This window comes from Clostridium frigoris, from assembly GCF_018861865.1.
GTDB lineage: Bacteria > Bacillota > Clostridia > Clostridiales > Clostridiaceae > Clostridium_AD > Clostridium_AD frigoris.
This window is the reverse complement of sequence record NZ_JAHLDV010000008.1, coordinates 78759-95174: the sequence shown is the minus strand read 5'-3', so window position 1 is coordinate 95174 and position 16416 is coordinate 78759. Positions and strand designations below refer to the sequence as shown.

The window sequence follows — 16416 nt, the reverse complement described above, 5'->3', positions numbered from 1 at the left end:
TAAAATATCAGGAGGAAAACATATGAAAATGTCAAAGAAAAGAATTTTGTATACAAGTGTTGTAACTATAATTATTGTGTTTTCAACTACGTTTGCTATATTAATGTTTTTGGAAAGACTAGATTATAGAAATTATCTTCAGGGACAGTATAGTAAAAATATGTATGAACTTGTTGACTCTGTACAAAATATAAGAGTAAATTTAGGTAAGTCCGCTATTGTTGGTTCCCCTGAGCAAAGTATAATAGTATTTGAAGAAATTTTCAGATATTCTGCTACTGCAAATGATAAATTGCATTCGTTGCCAATTGATCAATCAGTTGTTGGGGATACTAGTAAATTTTTAACTCAAGTAGGAGACTTTTGTTATACTTTAGCTCAATCAGCATCGGAAGGAAAGAAACTTAATGATAAACAGTATGCATTAATTGATACTTTGGAAATACAATCATACACACTTCAAGAACAATTAAATGGTGTTCTTTCGCAAATTAATGATGGTAAAGTTAAATGGGGAGAAATCAGGAAAAAAAGTAGCATAGCTCTTACAAAAACAGAAGATGATCTTGTGACTAAAAAGTTTACAGGCATACAAAAGCAAATAGTGCAGTATCCGGCATTAATTTATGATGGGCCTTTTTCTGATAATATCGTCGAAACAAAGCCTAAAGTATTGTCCCAAAAGGAAGTTAGTGAAAAAAATGCGGTTGAAGTTATAAACAATATGTTTGGAAAGGACAAAATTGAAAAGATTGAATATAAGTCACAAGCTGGAAAGACAAAGATACCAACTTATACGTTTTATATATCATTTAAAGGGAGAGATAAAGGTGATACTAAAACAGTAATAGAGATAAGCAAAAATGGTGGTAAGGTAGTTTATTTATTGGATAATAGAACTTTGGGTAAACCAACATTAAATATCCCAAAAGCAATAGAAGGTGGAAGTAAGTTTCTTTTCAAAATAGGATATAAAAACATGGAGCCTACATATACTCTGAACTATGGGAATACAGCGGTGGTAAGTTATGTGTATAAACAAAATAATGTAGCAATTTATACAGATCAAGTAAAACTTAAAATTGCTCTAGATGATGGTAGTATTATAGGAATTGAATCTGAAAAATTTTTAGTTTCACATGTAGAAAAGAGGGAAATGATTACTCCGAAAATAACAGAAACTAAAGCACGAGAAAAAGTTGGTGCAAGGCTAAAAATAAATAAAGTTAGTTTAGTTATTATACCTACGGAGACTAATAAAGAAGTTTTGTGTTATGAATTCTTGGGGTCATATAAGGGAAAGGATTTTATAGTATATATTAATGCTAGTACTGGTTATGAACAAAGAATAATAGAAATAATTGATACACCTAATGGAAAGCTAACAATTTAGCAATATGGAAGGTTATATGGGCATAAATGTTTAGGATAGTAACTTATAGAAAGGATATATGTGTAGAAAGTGCAGATATATCCTTTCTTCTATTTAATTATTTTGAAATTACCATTAAATCATCTCCTGGGTCGCTGAAAATTAACAACTTTGGAAGCAGATTTAGACTGCCAGCAAAGCAATTTTACTGGGCTAGACAACTGCAAATTATAGAAGATGGCAGATTTGAAGCTTCCAAAATGTTGTTAAAATTTCAAGTTGTGTTATTATATACGGTGAAGTTAAAAAATTAAAATACAAAGTAGTATGCACAATGATATAATATGAACTATATTAAAAAAATCGGTAAGAATTATATTAAGTTTATTTAGTAAACTTATGTTTTTAATATTAGTATAATAGTAATTATGGTTATAAGGAGAGAATGTTTATGAAAAAGAGATTAGCGGTATTATTTGGTGGACAGTCTACAGAACATGAAGTTTCTAGAGCGTCAGCAACATCAGTATTAAAAAATATTGATCAAACGAAATATGACATATACCCTATAGGAATAACTAAGGATGGGTTATGGTTTCAATATACTGGTAAGGTAGAAAATATAGATAATGGAGAATGGGAAACGGACGAGTACTTTAAAGTGCCAGAAGGGCAAAAACTTATATTTAATAAAGAAGTAGATGTTGTGTTCCCAGTATTACACGGTTCCTTTGGAGAAGATGGAACTATTCAAGGTATGTGTAAATTATCTAATATTCCCTGCGTAGGTCCTGGAGTAATGTCGTCTGCTATTTGCATGGATAAGATTTATACAAAATATTTGCTTGAAAAATTTAATGTAAAGCAAGCTGAATATGTTGTAATAAATGCTAGCGAATATGTAAAAGATAAAGATACTCTAACAGAAAATGTAGAAAAAAAATTAGGTTATCCGGTATTTATAAAACCGTCTAATGGGGGGTCTTCTGTAGGGATAACAAAAGCACACAACAAGTCTGAACTAATATTTGGAGTAGGAGAAGCTCTAAAATATGATAGAAAAGTTCTAGTTGAACATGCTATTAATGCAAGGGAAATTGAAGTAGGAGTCCTTGGCAATGATTATCCAATGGCGACTATACCAGGAGAGATAATTCCAGCAAAAGAGTTTTATGATTATGAAGCTAAATATAAAAATGAGGAATCTAAGCTTTTAATACCTGCAGCATTTAATGAAGCAAAATTACAGAACATTAAAGAGATAGCTATAAAAATTTATAAAATATTAGATTGCGCTGGTATGGCAAGAGTCGACTTCTTAGTAGACAAAGAAACAGAAGATGTTTATTTAAATGAAGTTAATACTATACCAGGTTTTACTAAAATAAGTATGTACCCTAAAATGTGGCAAGCTACAGGGAAAACTTATGTTGAACTTATTGATGAGCTTATTAAATTAGCTATTGAAAGAAACAATAAATAGCTACTGGTAGAATGCAGCTGAGATAACAGATGAATATAGCTGAGATAACAGATGAATACAGCTGTGATAACAGATGAATATAGTGGAGAGAGGCGAAATACTTATGACCACAGCTTTAGCTATGATTTCTGGAGGCCTTGATAGTGCTCTTGCAGCAAAACTTGTGAAAGAACAAGGAATAGAAGTTATTGGTATATGTTTTAAATCCAACTTTTTTGGTGAAAAGAATGCACTGAAAATGGTTAAACAAATAGATATACCGCTAGAAGTTGTAGATTTTTCAGATGCACATTTTCAAATGATGAAAAATCCAAAACATGGTTATGGTAAAAATATGAATCCTTGTATTGATTGCCATGCCATGATGATGAGGTATTGTGGAGATTTACTCGAAAAATTCCATGCTGATTTTATTATTACGGGAGAAGTTTTAAATCAAAGACCTATGTCTCAAAACAGATCATCTTTAGACGTAGTAAAAAATGAATCCGGAATAGGAGATAAAATATTAAGGCCATTATGTGCGAGGAATCTTAATCCAACTCAAATGGAGATAGATGGTCTAATCGATAGAGAAGCGCTTATGAATATAGAAGGAAGAAATAGAAAGGTTCAAATGGAGCTTGCAAGTAAGTGGGGTATTTTAGATTATCCATCACCTGCCGGTGGTTGTAAACTTACAGAACCTAATTATTCTATAAGGCTTAAGGATCTTTTAGATCATAAAGAAAATCCAACGAAAAGAGATCTTAAATTACTAAGAATAGGAAGGCAATTTAGGTTATCTAAAGATTCAAAGATTATATCTACAAGAACGGAGAAAGAAGGAGATCTTCTAGAACAACTTTTAACAAAGGAAGATTTGATGTTTTTAGCTAAGGACTATAATGGTTCTACAGTTGCTATAATAGGTATTGCTACAAATGAAGACATTGAGTTTGCAGCAAGAATAACGGGCAGGTATTGTAAAGGGCAAGGCGAGAAAGTTGTATCTATTAGTTATGGAAAAGATTATGAGAGTCTAGACAGAGTTATAGATGCAATACCTGCAACGCAGGAAGAAATAAATAACTATATTATAAATTAGTGAGGAGTAAGTTTATGCAAAAGAGCAAGGTTATGGAGAAGAATGCTGTAATTTCAGTAGTTAGCAGACAGTCCGATAGTGAAGAAGATGGTGATGAAATTGAGGTGGTAACACCTGGAAAATTTTACAAGGAAGGCGATTGCTATTATGCAGTATACGAGGAAACAGAAATTTCAGGAATGGAAGGAACCACTACTACATTTAAAATTGATGAAGAAAAATTTACACTTATAAGAACTGGAACCACTAACACTGAGATGAACTTTAAAAAATATTCAAGAGACTTAACTCTATATAATACACCTCATGGAGCATTAGATCTTACAGTTGATACTAGAGAACTAAAAATGAATGTAGATAATGGTGGCGGAGATGTATTTATAGATTATGATATGATAATAGGAAACCAACAAGTTTTGAGTACGATTTTGGAAATTAAGATTAAAGCACAATAAAAATAAGGCTATGTTTTATTTAGAATATAGCTTTAAATTATAAATTTCATTTTATGGATAGTTTTTATGAATAAATGTCAATAATTTAATTGATACAATAATTCAAAAAAACTTAGGAGTGGTTTAATGTTGAAAAATATTGATTATGAAAAGATAATAGAAGCTATCTGTTATGTGAAAGGTATTAAAAGGCATGAATCATTAAAAATATTAAAAGATAGAGAATGCAAATACATATTATTCCTATTATTACAAAAGCATAAATGTGATGATGTTGAAATCGCTTATAAAAAGTTTCTAATTTCTAACAAAAGAGCTGTTAATTATGGGGTAAAAAAAGCAGAAGAACGATTTTTTATTAATAAAGAATTTAGAGAAATGTATTTTGAAATAGAGAACATATTAGGGATATAAAGATAGGCATATGATGAAATTTGCAAGTATAAGGCTGATTATAAAGTAAATGAGAATTACATTTATATGAATTTTAAGCTCTAAAAATAAAATTAAAAGTCGAAAAAACAAAAAAACACTGGTGAATGATAAAAAAATGTGATAAGATATTAATATTGTTTTTAAAAAAACCTATACCATTATATTTATAGGGTAATTTCTATTATAAAATTGTAAACGACATTTGTCAAGCTATTTTAAAAGTAATTAATATAAACTTTCAAAAGTTTTTTATAGGAATACATCAACAATATATGAAAAATAAAGGTTATCTCACAATCAGTTATAAATCATAGGAGGAGTTATTATGGGTAGTACTAAGTACATATTTGTCACAGGTGGAGTAGTTTCATCTCTAGGTAAAGGAATAACAGCAGCTTCATTAGGTAGGCTTTTGAAAAATAGAGGGCTTAAGGTTTCTATTCAAAAATTTGATCCATATTTAAATGTAGATCCAGGTACCATGAGTCCATATCAGCATGGAGAAGTTTTTGTAACAGATGATGGTGCTGAAACAGATTTAGATTTAGGACATTATGAGAGGTTTATTGATGAAAATCTAAGTAAGAGTAGTAATGTAACTACAGGAAAAGTGTATTGGTCAGTTATAACTAAAGAGAGAAGAGGAGATTTCTTAGGCGGTACTGTACAAGTAATACCACATATAACTAATGAGATAAAAGAAAGAGTCTATAGAGTAGCTAAAGAAAAAGATGTAGATGTTGTTATAACTGAAATTGGTGGAACTATTGGAGATATTGAATCTTTACCTTTTTTAGAAGCCATAAGACAGGCACAATATGAAGTGGGAAAAGAAAATGTTTGCTTTATCCATGTTACATTAGTACCATATTTAAGAAAAGCTGGAGAGCTTAAAACAAAACCTACTCAACATTCTGTAAAAGAATTAAGAAGTATAGGTATTCAACCAGACATCATAGTATGTCGTTCTGAAAAGGAAATATCTGAAGATATGAAGGCTAAAATTGCTATGTTCTGTAATTTAGAAGCGGACTCTGTAATTCAAAATTTAGATGCTGATAATTTATATGAAATACCACTTATGCTTCATAATGAAGGGTTAGACACTTTAGTATGTAAAAAATTAAAACTAGATTGTCATGAAATAGATAATACTGCATGGATAGATATGGTTGATAGATTAAAAAACCTATCTGGAAATGTTAAGATAGCATTAGTTGGAAAATATGTAGAACTTCATGATGCATATATTTCTGTTGTTGAGGCACTTAGTCATGGAGGCCTTGCTAATGATTGTAATGTAGAAGTTAAGTGGATAAATGCTTGTGATGTAACAGCTGAGAATGCACACGAAATACTAGGTGATGTTCACGGAATATTGGTTCCAGGTGGATTTGGTGACAGAGGAATAGAAGGTAAAATTGAGGCAACGAAGTATGCTAGAGAAAATAAAGTGCCATATTTTGGAATATGCCTTGGTATGCAGTGTGCTGTTATAGAGTATGCAAGAAATGTTGCTGGATTAAGTGGAGCTAATAGTTCTGAAATCAATCCAGAAACTAAGCATCCGGTAATAGATTTAATGCCAGATCAAAAGGATTTAGATGAAAAAGGTGGCACTATGAGACTTGGATTATATGCATGTAAATTAGCAAAAGATTCGAACGCTCATGAAGCTTATGCAGATGAAGTGATATATGAAAGACATAGACATAGATATGAATTTAATAATGAATATAGAAAAGCAGTAACTGATGCAGGACTTTCACTTACAGGAACAAGTCCTGATGGAAAATTGGTTGAGATAGTTGAGATTAAGGATCACCCTTGGTTTGTTGGAGTTCAGTTTCATCCAGAACTTAAATCTAGACCAAATAACCCTCATGTACTATTTAGTGATTTTATTAAAGCAGCAATAGAAAACGATAGATAGCATTAAAATATATCCTATGGAGTGGACAAATGAAAAAAAGTCTACACTATGGGATATTTTTTCAATAATTTTAGAACAAGTTGAGAATCTTAAATAGAGTGGATTAAAATTATGAAATAGGATATAATTAACACAATATATCATTTCAAAAAATTCATTGGATAGTATACTCGTTTTAAATTCCCATGATATTTATAAAATAGATATTACATATGAAATACCCTTCGGAGGTGCAGATTTTGATAAATGAAGATTTCGAAAATATGACAGTAGTCGAGCTAAAGCAGCGATGTAAAGAGCTTGGCATTAAAAATATTTCTAAGCTTAAGAAAAGTGAGCTAATTGGAGAGATAAATAAAACATCACAAGTTTCTATGCAAAAAGATGGAGTAATTTTAAGAGAAAAGATAAGTCCCAAAAGCTCTTCTGCAGTTGAAGATAATGTTATAGACAATTCAGAAAAACATATCGAAACAGAGCCAGTTCAAAGGACTAAACCTATATTGAATGAAAACATTGATACAGGTTTTAAAAATCAAAATGAAAATAAAAAAGAACAATTGCAAGAAATGATAAATGAATCGGGTTCGGCAAGAGGAGTTCTCGAAATAATTGAAAATAATAGCTATGGTTTTCTAAGAGGACACAATTATTTATCAGGTTCTGATGATATTTATGTTTCACCATCTCAAATTAGAAGATTTAATTTAAAGACAGGCGATGAGGTAGAAGGTAAGGTCAGAACACCTAAGGAAGGCGAAAAATTTAAGGCATTACTGTACGTACTAAAGGTAAATGGAGAAAATCCAGAAAGAGCAGTAGGTAGAAAACCTTTTGAAAAGCTAATACCTATTTATCCAACACAAAGGCTGATACTTGAAACTAATGCAGCTGATTTATCTTCAAGAATGATGGATATTATTTCTCCTATAGGTAAAGGACAGAGAGGTATAATTGTAGCACAGCCAAAAGCAGGGAAAACAACACTTCTTAAAAAAATCGCTAATAGTATCTCTATAAATCACCCAGAAGTAAAATTAATAGTTGTTTTAATAGATGAGAGACCAGAAGAAGTAACTGACATGCAAAGATCAATTAAAGGTGAGGTTATATATTCAACATTTGATGAAGAACCGGATCATCATACGAAAGTAGCTTCTATGGTGCTTGAAAGAGCTAAAAGAATGGTGGAACAAGGTCAAGACGTAGTTATCCTACTAGATAGTTTAACTAGGCTTGCTAGAGCCTACAATTTAACTATAACACCTTCTGGAAGAACTTTATCTGGAGGACTTGATCCTAGTGCACTCTTAATGCCAAAAAAATTCTTTGGAGCAGCTAGAAACATTGAAGAGGGTGGAAGTTTAACTATACTTGCAACAGCACTCGTGGAAACAGGAAGCAGAATGGATGATATGATCTTTGAAGAATTTAAGGGTACAGGTAACATGGAGGTTCACTTAGATAGAAAACTTCAAGAAAGAAGAATATTTCCAGCTGTGGATATCTACAAATCAGGGACAAGAAGAGAAGATTTATTACTTACAAAGATTGAGATGGAGACTATATATAATCTAAGAAAGATAATGTATAGAGAAGGCAATGCTTTGGGCGTAACAGAGAAACTTCTGAATTTATTATCTACGACTAAGAGTAATAAGGAATTTTTAGAAATGATAAATAAGAATTTTGAATTATTAGCTAGATAATACGCAGGTCTGAAAGAGATGACATGCAGCTCTGAAAGAGATGATTAGCAGCTCTGAAAGAGATGATTAATATAAAGTATTTAAATGGCATATAATAAGATGGTATAATTATTGCTTAATCTTATTATATGCCACTTATTTTTATAAATGAAAAAATGGAAAAGATAATTAAATCTTTTCCATTGCTATATTATTCTGCATCTTCTCTTTTTATGTTAAATTTCTTCATGAATCTATCAACTCTTCCACCGGCATCAATATTCTTTTGCTTACCAGTATAGAATGGATGGCAATTAGAACATACGTCTACTTTAAGTTCTTGTTTAGTAGATCCTGTAGTAAAAGTGTTTCCACATGCGCATTTAACAATTGTATCGTGATGATATTCTGGTTGTATTTCTTTTTGCATATTTTTCACCTCTTTTTAAAATAAATATATACCCGTATTGTCAACTATTCAATTTTATCATATAATTAATAATTAAGTCAATAAGAATAAAATTATTTTTTTACTTTATTATATAGTATATATTTGATAAAATATATATGGTTAAAATTTTTATTTGAATTAACTGTAATTTTGAGATATGGATTAATAAACTGGAGGAATAAATATGTACGGACCAAAGAATCATGGCTGGGTAGAAGTTATCATAGGACCTATGTACAGTGGAAAATCTGAAGAACTTATACGCAGAATAAGAAGAACTAAAATTGCAAAGCAGAAAGTACAGGTTTTTAAGCCAGAAATCGATAATAGATATAGTAAAGACGATGTGGTATCTCATTGTGGAGAAAAGGAAGAGGCAGTCAGGGTTAAGGATAGCTCACAAATATTAGAACTTTTAGATGTTGATACACAAGTTATTGCCATAGACGAGGTGCAGTTTTTCGACGAGGGTATTATAGATATAATTACATCGCTTGCGGATGATGATAAAAGAGTTATATGTGCGGGTCTGGATATGGATTTTAGAGGTGAACCTTTTGGACCTATACCAGCACTTCTGGCAATAGCAGAATTTGTTGATAAAATTCAGGCGATTTGTGTGGTTTGTGGTAATCCTGCTACTAGAACCCAACGTTTAATTAATGGAAAACCAGCTAAATACGAAGATAAAATTGTATTAATTGGAGCTACGGAGTCTTATGAAGCAAGATGCAGAAAGTGTCATATAGTACCAAAAGAGGGGGGTTAACTATGGCTAGAAAGACGAGTGTGGGGGGTCAAGCAGTAATTGAAGGAGTTATGATGAGGGGGAGCGATGGAATTGCAACTGCGGTGAGAACTGAGCAGGGGGAAATCGTGATAGAGAAAAAAGGCTATACCTCATATACTAAAAAAAATAAATTAGTAGGACTACCAATAATAAGAGGATTCATTTCTTTAATTGAATCATTAATTATAGGCGTAAAAACTCTGAATTATTCAGCTTCTTTTTTTGAAGAGGAAGGAGAACCTTCGAAATTAGATAAAGTTATACAAAAAATGTTCAAAGATAAAAGTAATGATGTAATTATGGGGATATCTCTTGTAATTTCTTTGGTCTTCTCAGTAGGGTTGTTTTTTATTTTACCAACGCTTGTAGCTAATTTGTTTAGTAAATTGGGTGCAAGCACTATGGGCATGAATATTGTAGAGGGAATTATTAGAGTGTTGATATTTTTGTTGTATGTGTATCTAATAGGAAAAATGGAAGATATTAAGAGAGTGTATGAGTATCATGGTGCAGAACATAAAACTATATTTTGTTATGAGAGCGAAGTTGAATTAACTCCAGAAAATGCATCTAAATTTGGAAGACTACATCCAAGATGTGGAACGAATTTCTTATTTTTAGTTATGATAGTTAGCATTATAGTGTTTTCTTTAACTGGTTGGAACTCAATTGGGGAGAGAATAATGTATAGAATTATATTACTTCCTTTGATTTCAGGTATAAGTTATGAAATTATTAGATGGATGGGGAAAAGCGATAGTAATTTAGCTAAAATTCTTTCTTATCCAGGACTTGAATTACAAAACTTAACCACAAGAGAACCGAATTTATCTCAATTAGAGGTTGCAATAAGAGCACTTAAAGCTGCAGAGGGAATTGTAGATTAATTAATATGAAATATTGAAAATATTAAGAATATTTGCAAAGAATGAATGGAGGTTGTGAAAATTAATATAATTAAAGAAAATACTATACAAGAAGTACTTTTAGAGTCATATGAAATTTTAAAAAAGGTTAATATTGAAAGTTATTTGTTAGATTCACAACTTTTACTTGGTAAGGTTTTAAATAAGGATAAATTGTTCATAATGATTAATAGAGACTTTAAACTTAATATAGAGCAAGAAAATGAGTTTTTTATGTTAATTGAGATTAGAAAAAATAAAATGCCTATAAAATACATTCTTGGCGAGTGTGAATTTATGGGTATGGATTTTATAGTAAAACCAGGAGTATTAATACCGAGACCTGATACTGAAATTTTGGTTGAGGAAGTAATAAAATGTGTAAAGGAAAAAGGCTTTACGCAGATATGTGATGTTTGTACTGGGAGTGGAGCTATTGGTATATCGATAGCTGAATTTATTAAAGAGGCTAGAGTGACGCTTTATGATATATCAGAAGAGGCTTTAGCTGTTGCAAAACTAAATATAGAAAGGTTTAAATTATCTAAAAGAATTAACATAGGGCAAGGTGATTTGTTACAAATAGCAATTAAACAACATAAAAAATTTGATGTAATAGTATCTAATCCACCATATATAAAAGAAGAGGTTATACCTACTTTGATGGAAGATGTAAAGGGATATGAACCATTTATAGCACTATGTGGTGGTGAAGATGGTCTTGATTTTTACAGGAGAATCACAAAAGAAAGTGAACAGGTTTTAAAAAAAGGTGGAATTTTAGCTTTTGAAATAGGATACGATCAAAAGGAATTAGTTACGGGTATATTATCTAAATCAGGATTTAATAATATAGAATGTATTAAAGATTTATCGGGAAATGATAGGGTTATTAAGGCCACTATAATGGATTAGTTGCCTAGCAAATCAGATGTTAAATAAAGGTAATAAGCGGGTGGAAGTAATTTGTATATTGTATCCGATTATGATATAATTAAGTAATGTGAAAATATATATACGGAGTGATAAAAATGTTAGATAGACTGGATTTTACGGAAAATAAGTATGATGAACTTTCAATGAAAATTGGCGATCCATTGGTTATAGCTAATCAAAAGGAATGGCAAAAACTATGCAAAGAACACGCGGGACTCGAAATAATTGTTATAAAATATAGAATATATAAAAAAGCTAAACAAGATTTAGAAACAAATAAAGAAATGCTTAAAGAAGAATCAGATAAAGAAATGAAAGATATGATTCAAGAGGAAATTAAAGAATTAAATGAAATTAAGGAAACAACACAAGAAGAATTAAGAATTTTACTTTTGCCTAAGGATCCAAATGATGAGAGAAATGTATTTGTGGAAATTAGAGCAGGGGCTGGTGGAGATGAAGCCGCACTATTTGCAGCAAATCTTTTTAGAATGTATACAAGATATGCAGAGCGTAATAGATGGAAAGTTGAAGTTATGAGCGCTAATGAAACTGATATTGGTGGATTCAAAGAAATAGTGTTTATGATAAAAGGTGAATCTACCTATAGTAAATTCAAATATGAAAGTGGAGTGCATAGAGTCCAAAGGGTTCCAGACACAGAGTCAAGTGGAAGGATTCATACGTCTACAGCTACTGTAGCAGTTTTACCTGAAGTTGACGATGTGGATATTGAAGTTAATGCTAATGATTTAAGAATAGATGTGTTTAGAGCATCTGGTAATGGAGGACAATGCGTTAATACAACAGATTCAGCAGTAAGAATGACGCATATTCCAACAGGACTTGTAGTTTCTTGCCAGGATGAAAAATCCCAGTTAAAGAATAAAGAAAAAGCTCTTAAAATACTAAAATCTAGATTGTTTGATAGAGCTGAAGCTGAGAGATCAGCAGGGATAGCTGAAGAGAGAAAGAGTCAAGTAGGTACGGGAGATAGAAGTGAGAGAATAAGAACATATAATTATCCTCAAGGCAGGATAACTGATCATAGAATCGGGTTAACCTTGTATAAACTAGATGCTTTTCTTGATGGAGACATAGATGAAATGCTTAATAGCTTAATAACAGCTGATCAAGCAGAAAAGATGAAAGCAATGGGTAATAATAATAACTAAAATATTATTATGAGTGAAAGGTGAAATTATGAATATAAATAAAGCCATTAGAAAGCAAAAAAAAACTTATGAAGGGTTTATGCTATCAATGTGCTTTATTTTTGTTTTATTACCAATTGTACTAATGATATCAAAAATTATGAATGCTTTTTTTGCAATTTATTTAATTTTCATTGAGGTAATGATTACTTTTGTGCTACTGCTTAGAATTAATGAAGAATATATTGATTTTAAGCAGAATGGTTATAAAATAAGTATATTGTGTGGAATAACAAAGGTTAAATTTATTATTATATGTAAAAAGGTTGATTTAGTACATACAGAAGGCCATGGTAGGAATTTAAGGATCATTATAATAACAAAATCTGGGTTTAGAAATAAAAAAATTCGCCCTGTGGATATAAATTTTTTTATGAAATATCCTTATGTAGCTAAAATGTATATTGATATTAAGCTTCAAAATCCAGAAAAAACATATTTCTATTTTGTGATTAATAACGGTGGATTTAAAAAATATAGTTTATTAAATGTTTTATATAAAACTTGTGATCAAGCAGTATTTTCAGATGATGCTATAGAAAATATAAAAGAATATAGAGATTAAGTGTTTCTAAAACTAAGAGGTGTAAGGATGGATACAAAGATTGTGATTTTAGATGTAAATAATATAGCGCAAGACATAGTTAATGAAGCAGGTCTAGTTATAAAAAATGGTGGATTAGTTGCTTTCCCAACAGAAACGGTTTATGGCCTTGGAGCAAATGCATTAGACAAGACAGCTGTAGAAAAAATTTTTAAGGCTAAAGGTAGACCACAGGATAATCCACTTATTGTACATGTAGCTAATCGCAATATAGAGTGCTTAGTTAAAGAAGTACCCGATATAGCTAAGGAAATAATGAGTAAATACTGGCCAGGACCAATAACACTAATTTTCAATAAATCTGATTTGGTTCCAAATACTACAAGTGCGGGCCTTGATACTGTAGGCATACGTATGCCATCAAGCGTTATTGCGAGAAAACTTATTGAAGCAGCTGGAACACCTATTGCGGCTCCATCAGCTAATATATCTGGTAGACCTAGCCCTACAGAGGTGGAAAGTTGTATTGAAGATTTAAGTGGAAAGATAGAATATATTCTAGGTGGAGAGAAAAGCCCAATAGGCATTGAGTCAACAATAGTTGATTGCACTTGCACTCCACTTTGTATACTTAGACCAGGAGCTATAACTATTGAGATGCTAAGAGATATAGATGAGGATATATATATTGATAAGAATGTAATGTCTAAACCAAAAAAAGATTTTAAGCCTAAGGCACCTGGTATGAAGTATAGACATTATGCACCAAAAGCTCCAGTAAAAATTATATGTGGAGACATAGAGAAAACTATTGCAAAAATCAATGAAATAGTGCAAACTAATATGGGCAACAAAAAAATAGGGATTATTGCAACAGACGAAACTAAAGATAGATATCCTTTTGGCACTGTTGTTTCCTTAGGAGATAGAAAACAGTTAGAGACCGTGGGTAGAAACCTATTTGAAGTTTTAAGGAGTTTTGATGCTATAGATGTAGATTTAATATTATCAGAAGCCTTTGAGGAAAAGGGCCTAGGATATGCTATAATGAATAGGCTTAAGAAATCTGCAGGTTTTGATATAACTTACGTATAGGAAAATATAAGGAGGATGACTATGGATATATTATATGTTTGTAATGAAAAAATGAAAAGAAGCTATATATTAGAAGCTATTTTCAATAAAATATGTATTGTAAATAATATAGTCCCCCAAATTAGAAATATTTTATTTTCTTCAAAACAAATTAAAGCTTCAAAAAATAATGTGTATTTATTATTTGATAAGATATGGAAGATAGTAGCATTTGAATAGTTTATTTAAATGCCGATATCTTCTTTTTTTGTAATATTATATATTATAACAAAAAAAATTTGGAGGTGCTTTATAATGAGAATAGCATTGGGTAGTGATCATGGTGGTTTGAACTTGAAAAAAGAAATAATTAAACACCTAAAGAGTAAAAATATTGAGGTAACAGACTTTGGTACTCATACTGAAGATTCCTGTGATTATCCGGATTATGCACTAAAGGTTGCGGAGGAAGTAGTAGCAGGAAACTTTAAACTTGGAATACTCGTATGTGGTACAGGGATTGGAGTAAGCATTTGTGCTAATAAAGTACCTGGAATACGGGCTGCATTATGTGGTGATACTTTTAGTGCCCATGCAACGCGTGAACATAATAATGCTAACATACTTACACTTGGAGAACGAACTACCGGAATAGGATTAGCAATAGACATAGTAGATACTTTTATAAATGCTAAATTCTTAGGAGAAAGGCATCAAAGAAGAATTGATAAAATTACTGAAATTGAAAAAAAATATAGTAAATAAAATATTAGGAGGAAATACATTATGAGTAAAGTAACACAAATCACACACCCACTTATACAACATAAATTGGCATACATAAGGGACAAAAATACAGGTTCGAAATATTTTAGAGAGCTAGTTGAAGAGGTTGCTATGCTTATGGCTTATGAAGTTACACGTGATATACAAGTCGAAGAAGTAGAAATCGAAACTCCTATTTGCACGACTAAATGTAAAGTTCTAGCTGGAAAGAAAATGGCTATAGTACCTATACTTAGAGCGGGCCTTGGAATGGTTGATGGTGTTCTTAAGCTTATACCAGCAGCTAAGGTTGGACACATAGGAATGTATAGGGATGAGGAAACACTTCAACCAGTTGAGTATTTCTGTAAATTGCCTCAGGACATTAGTGAAAGAGATGTAATAATTACGGATCCTATGATTGCGACTGGTGGTTCTGCAATAGATGCAATTTCAGCTCTTAAGAAAAGAGGAGCAAAGAATATAAGAATTATGTGTCTTATAGCAGCACCTGAAGGAATTAAAGCTATTAGTGACGCGCATCCAGATGTAGATATATATGCAGCTTCAATTGATGAAAAACTAAATGAACAAGGATATATTGTGCCAGGTCTTGGGGATGCTGGAGACAGATTATTTGGAACTAAATAAAAAGGTAATAATAAAAAGCAACTTACAGAAAAATTTCTGTAAGTTGCTTTTTAAATTTATATTGTCTTATTTGAAATATCTATTAAGTAATCCCTGGAATGCACAACCATGACGAGCTTCATCTTTACACATTTCATGTACTGTATCGTGTATAGCATCATAGTTAAGTTTTTTAGCTAAAGTAGCTAAATCTTTTTTACCTTGACAAGCGCCATGTTCTGCATCAACTCTCATTTCAAGATTTTTCTTAGTATCACCTGTCACTACTTCTCCAAGCATTTCTGCAAATTTTGAAGCGTGATCAGCTTCCTCAAAGGCAATTCTTTTATAAGCTTCTGCAACTTCTGGGAAACCTTCTCTATCAGCTTGACGACTCATTGCTAAGTACATACCAACCTCACTACACTCTCCAACGAAGTTAGCTCTCAATCCTTCTACAACTTCAGCATCTACTCCTTTGGCAACTCCAACTTTATGTTCATCTGCCCATTCCATTGCGCCTTCAGTTTTCTCTACAAATTTATCACTTTTAGCTCCACAAACAGGACAGACATCAGGTGCAGATTCCCCTTCATAGATATATCCACATACTGTACAAACAAATTTCTTCATATATATTTCCCCCTCGTATTT

Annotated in this window: 19 protein-coding genes; 17 read left to right on the top strand and 2 right to left on the bottom strand. The window is 31.4% G+C overall.

Annotated features, from left to right (window positions below):
• Positions 1-22: 22 nt before the first annotated feature.
• The 8 genes from ypeB to rho all read left to right on the top strand — a co-directional run bounded on the left by ypeB (position 23) and on the right by rho (position 8474).
• The gene (gene ypeB / locus KPL37_RS06290) at positions 23-1393 is read left to right on the top strand and encodes a germination protein YpeB (protein WP_216146747.1); all 1371 of its coding nucleotides are present in this window, start codon (positions 23-25) and stop codon (positions 1391-1393) included.
• A 26-nt stretch (positions 1394-1419) separates the two neighbouring features.
• On the top strand, positions 1420-1686 hold the full coding sequence (locus KPL37_RS06285) for a hypothetical protein (protein WP_216146739.1): 267 nt from the start codon (positions 1420-1422) through the stop codon (positions 1684-1686).
• A 137-nt stretch (positions 1687-1823) separates the two neighbouring features.
• Positions 1824-2855, top strand: a complete 1032-nt coding sequence (locus KPL37_RS06280) for a D-alanine--D-alanine ligase family protein (protein WP_216146736.1) — start codon at positions 1824-1826, stop codon at positions 2853-2855.
• Between the two features lie 103 nt (positions 2856-2958).
• Positions 2959-3942 (top strand): tRNA 4-thiouridine(8) synthase ThiI, encoded by a 984-nt coding sequence (locus KPL37_RS06275; RefSeq protein WP_216146850.1) that lies wholly within the window; start codon positions 2959-2961, stop codon positions 3940-3942.
• Between the two features lie 14 nt (positions 3943-3956).
• Positions 3957-4397 carry a YwiB family protein gene (locus tag KPL37_RS06270; protein WP_425514029.1) on the top strand — a complete coding sequence of 147 codons (441 nt, stop codon included), beginning with the start codon at positions 3957-3959 and terminating at the stop codon, positions 4395-4397.
• A gap of 126 nt (positions 4398-4523) precedes the next feature.
• Complete coding sequence (locus KPL37_RS06265) at positions 4524-4811, top strand: ribose-5-phosphate isomerase (protein WP_216146734.1); 288 nt, start codon at positions 4524-4526, stop codon at positions 4809-4811.
• A 346-nt stretch (positions 4812-5157) separates the two neighbouring features.
• The gene (gene pyrG, locus KPL37_RS06260) at positions 5158-6765 is read left to right on the top strand and encodes a CTP synthase (protein ID WP_216146732.1); all 1608 of its coding nucleotides are present in this window, start codon (positions 5158-5160) and stop codon (positions 6763-6765) included.
• 239 nt (positions 6766-7004) lie between these two features.
• Entirely contained in the window at positions 7005-8474 is a 1470-nt protein-coding gene (gene rho, locus KPL37_RS06255; RefSeq protein WP_216146730.1) for a transcription termination factor Rho, read from the top strand.
• Positions 8475-8664: 190 nt separating this feature from the next.
• Here rho and rpmE read toward each other — a convergent pair whose 3' ends face one another.
• Positions 8665-8883 (bottom strand): 50S ribosomal protein L31, encoded by a 219-nt coding sequence (gene rpmE, locus KPL37_RS06250; RefSeq protein ID WP_216146728.1) that lies wholly within the window; start codon positions 8881-8883, stop codon positions 8665-8667.
• Positions 8884-9088: 205 nt separating this feature from the next.
• On the opposite strand from rpmE, the gene KPL37_RS06245 reads away from it, so the two are divergent.
• From KPL37_RS06245 to upp, 9 genes are all read left to right on the top strand, one after another.
• Positions 9089-9673 carry a thymidine kinase gene (locus KPL37_RS06245; protein ID WP_216146719.1) on the top strand — a complete coding sequence of 195 codons (585 nt, stop codon included), beginning with the start codon at positions 9089-9091 and terminating at the stop codon, positions 9671-9673.
• Between the two features lie 2 nt (positions 9674-9675).
• On the top strand, positions 9676-10581 hold the full coding sequence (locus KPL37_RS06240) for a DUF1385 domain-containing protein (protein WP_216146717.1): 906 nt from the start codon (positions 9676-9678) through the stop codon (positions 10579-10581).
• A 54-nt stretch (positions 10582-10635) separates the two neighbouring features.
• Positions 10636-11514, top strand: a complete 879-nt coding sequence (gene prmC, locus KPL37_RS06235) for a peptide chain release factor N(5)-glutamine methyltransferase (RefSeq protein WP_343216220.1) — start codon at positions 10636-10638, stop codon at positions 11512-11514.
• Between the two features lie 116 nt (positions 11515-11630).
• The gene (prfA, locus tag KPL37_RS06230) at positions 11631-12710 is read left to right on the top strand and encodes a peptide chain release factor 1 (protein WP_216146714.1); all 1080 of its coding nucleotides are present in this window, start codon (positions 11631-11633) and stop codon (positions 12708-12710) included.
• Positions 12711-12738: 28 nt separating this feature from the next.
• Positions 12739-13314 (top strand): hypothetical protein, encoded by a 576-nt coding sequence (locus tag KPL37_RS06225; protein WP_216146706.1) that lies wholly within the window; start codon positions 12739-12741, stop codon positions 13312-13314.
• Between the two features lie 27 nt (positions 13315-13341).
• Positions 13342-14388, top strand: coding sequence for an L-threonylcarbamoyladenylate synthase (locus KPL37_RS06220; RefSeq protein WP_216146704.1), 1047 nt, complete (start codon positions 13342-13344; stop codon positions 14386-14388).
• Between the two features lie 21 nt (positions 14389-14409).
• Positions 14410-14607, top strand: coding sequence for a hypothetical protein (locus KPL37_RS06215; RefSeq protein ID WP_216146690.1), 198 nt, complete (start codon positions 14410-14412; stop codon positions 14605-14607).
• A gap of 75 nt (positions 14608-14682) precedes the next feature.
• Positions 14683-15132, top strand: coding sequence for a ribose 5-phosphate isomerase B (gene rpiB, locus KPL37_RS06210; protein WP_216146688.1), 450 nt, complete (start codon positions 14683-14685; stop codon positions 15130-15132).
• A 21-nt stretch (positions 15133-15153) separates the two neighbouring features.
• Positions 15154-15783: a uracil phosphoribosyltransferase gene (gene upp / locus KPL37_RS06205; protein ID WP_216146686.1), complete on the top strand. Its 630-nt coding sequence runs from the start codon at positions 15154-15156 to the stop codon at positions 15781-15783.
• A gap of 66 nt (positions 15784-15849) precedes the next feature.
• Here upp and KPL37_RS06200 read toward each other — a convergent pair whose 3' ends face one another.
• Positions 15850-16395: an NADH peroxidase gene (locus tag KPL37_RS06200; protein ID WP_216146684.1), complete on the bottom strand. Its 546-nt coding sequence runs from the start codon at positions 16393-16395 to the stop codon at positions 15850-15852.
• Positions 16396-16416: the final 21 nt, after the last annotated feature.

Excerpts from the sequence above, each read along its gene's own strand:
- KPL37_RS06265 (WP_216146734.1), top strand. The coding sequence starts at position 4,524 with ATGTTGAAAAATATTGATTATGAAAAGATAATAGAAGCTATCTGTTAT.
- upp (WP_216146686.1), top strand. The coding sequence starts at position 15,154 with ATGAGTAAAGTAACACAAATCACACACCCACTTATACAACATAAATTG.
- KPL37_RS06225 (WP_216146706.1), top strand. The coding sequence starts at position 12,739 with ATGAATATAAATAAAGCCATTAGAAAGCAAAAAAAAACTTATGAAGGG.
- ypeB (WP_216146747.1), top strand. The coding sequence starts at position 23 with ATGAAAATGTCAAAGAAAAGAATTTTGTATACAAGTGTTGTAACTATA.
- KPL37_RS06270 (WP_425514029.1), top strand. The coding sequence starts at position 3,957 with ATGCAAAAGAGCAAGGTTATGGAGAAGAATGCTGTAATTTCAGTAGTT.
- rpmE (WP_216146728.1), bottom strand. The coding sequence starts at position 8,883 with ATGCAAAAAGAAATACAACCAGAATATCATCACGATACAATTGTTAAA.
- KPL37_RS06245 (WP_216146719.1), top strand. The coding sequence starts at position 9,089 with ATGTACGGACCAAAGAATCATGGCTGGGTAGAAGTTATCATAGGACCT.
- KPL37_RS06215 (WP_216146690.1), top strand. The coding sequence starts at position 14,410 with ATGGATATATTATATGTTTGTAATGAAAAAATGAAAAGAAGCTATATA.
- KPL37_RS06280 (WP_216146736.1), top strand. The coding sequence starts at position 1,824 with ATGAAAAAGAGATTAGCGGTATTATTTGGTGGACAGTCTACAGAACAT.
- KPL37_RS06275 (WP_216146850.1), top strand. The coding sequence starts at position 2,959 with ATGACCACAGCTTTAGCTATGATTTCTGGAGGCCTTGATAGTGCTCTT.
- rpiB (WP_216146688.1), top strand. The coding sequence starts at position 14,683 with ATGAGAATAGCATTGGGTAGTGATCATGGTGGTTTGAACTTGAAAAAA.
- prfA (WP_216146714.1), top strand. The coding sequence starts at position 11,631 with ATGTTAGATAGACTGGATTTTACGGAAAATAAGTATGATGAACTTTCA.
- KPL37_RS06220 (WP_216146704.1), top strand. The coding sequence starts at position 13,342 with ATGGATACAAAGATTGTGATTTTAGATGTAAATAATATAGCGCAAGAC.
- KPL37_RS06200 (WP_216146684.1), bottom strand. The coding sequence starts at position 16,395 with ATGAAGAAATTTGTTTGTACAGTATGTGGATATATCTATGAAGGGGAA.
- KPL37_RS06240 (WP_216146717.1), top strand. The coding sequence starts at position 9,676 with ATGGCTAGAAAGACGAGTGTGGGGGGTCAAGCAGTAATTGAAGGAGTT.
- pyrG (WP_216146732.1), top strand. The coding sequence starts at position 5,158 with ATGGGTAGTACTAAGTACATATTTGTCACAGGTGGAGTAGTTTCATCT.
- KPL37_RS06285 (WP_216146739.1), top strand. The coding sequence starts at position 1,420 with ATGTTTAGGATAGTAACTTATAGAAAGGATATATGTGTAGAAAGTGCA.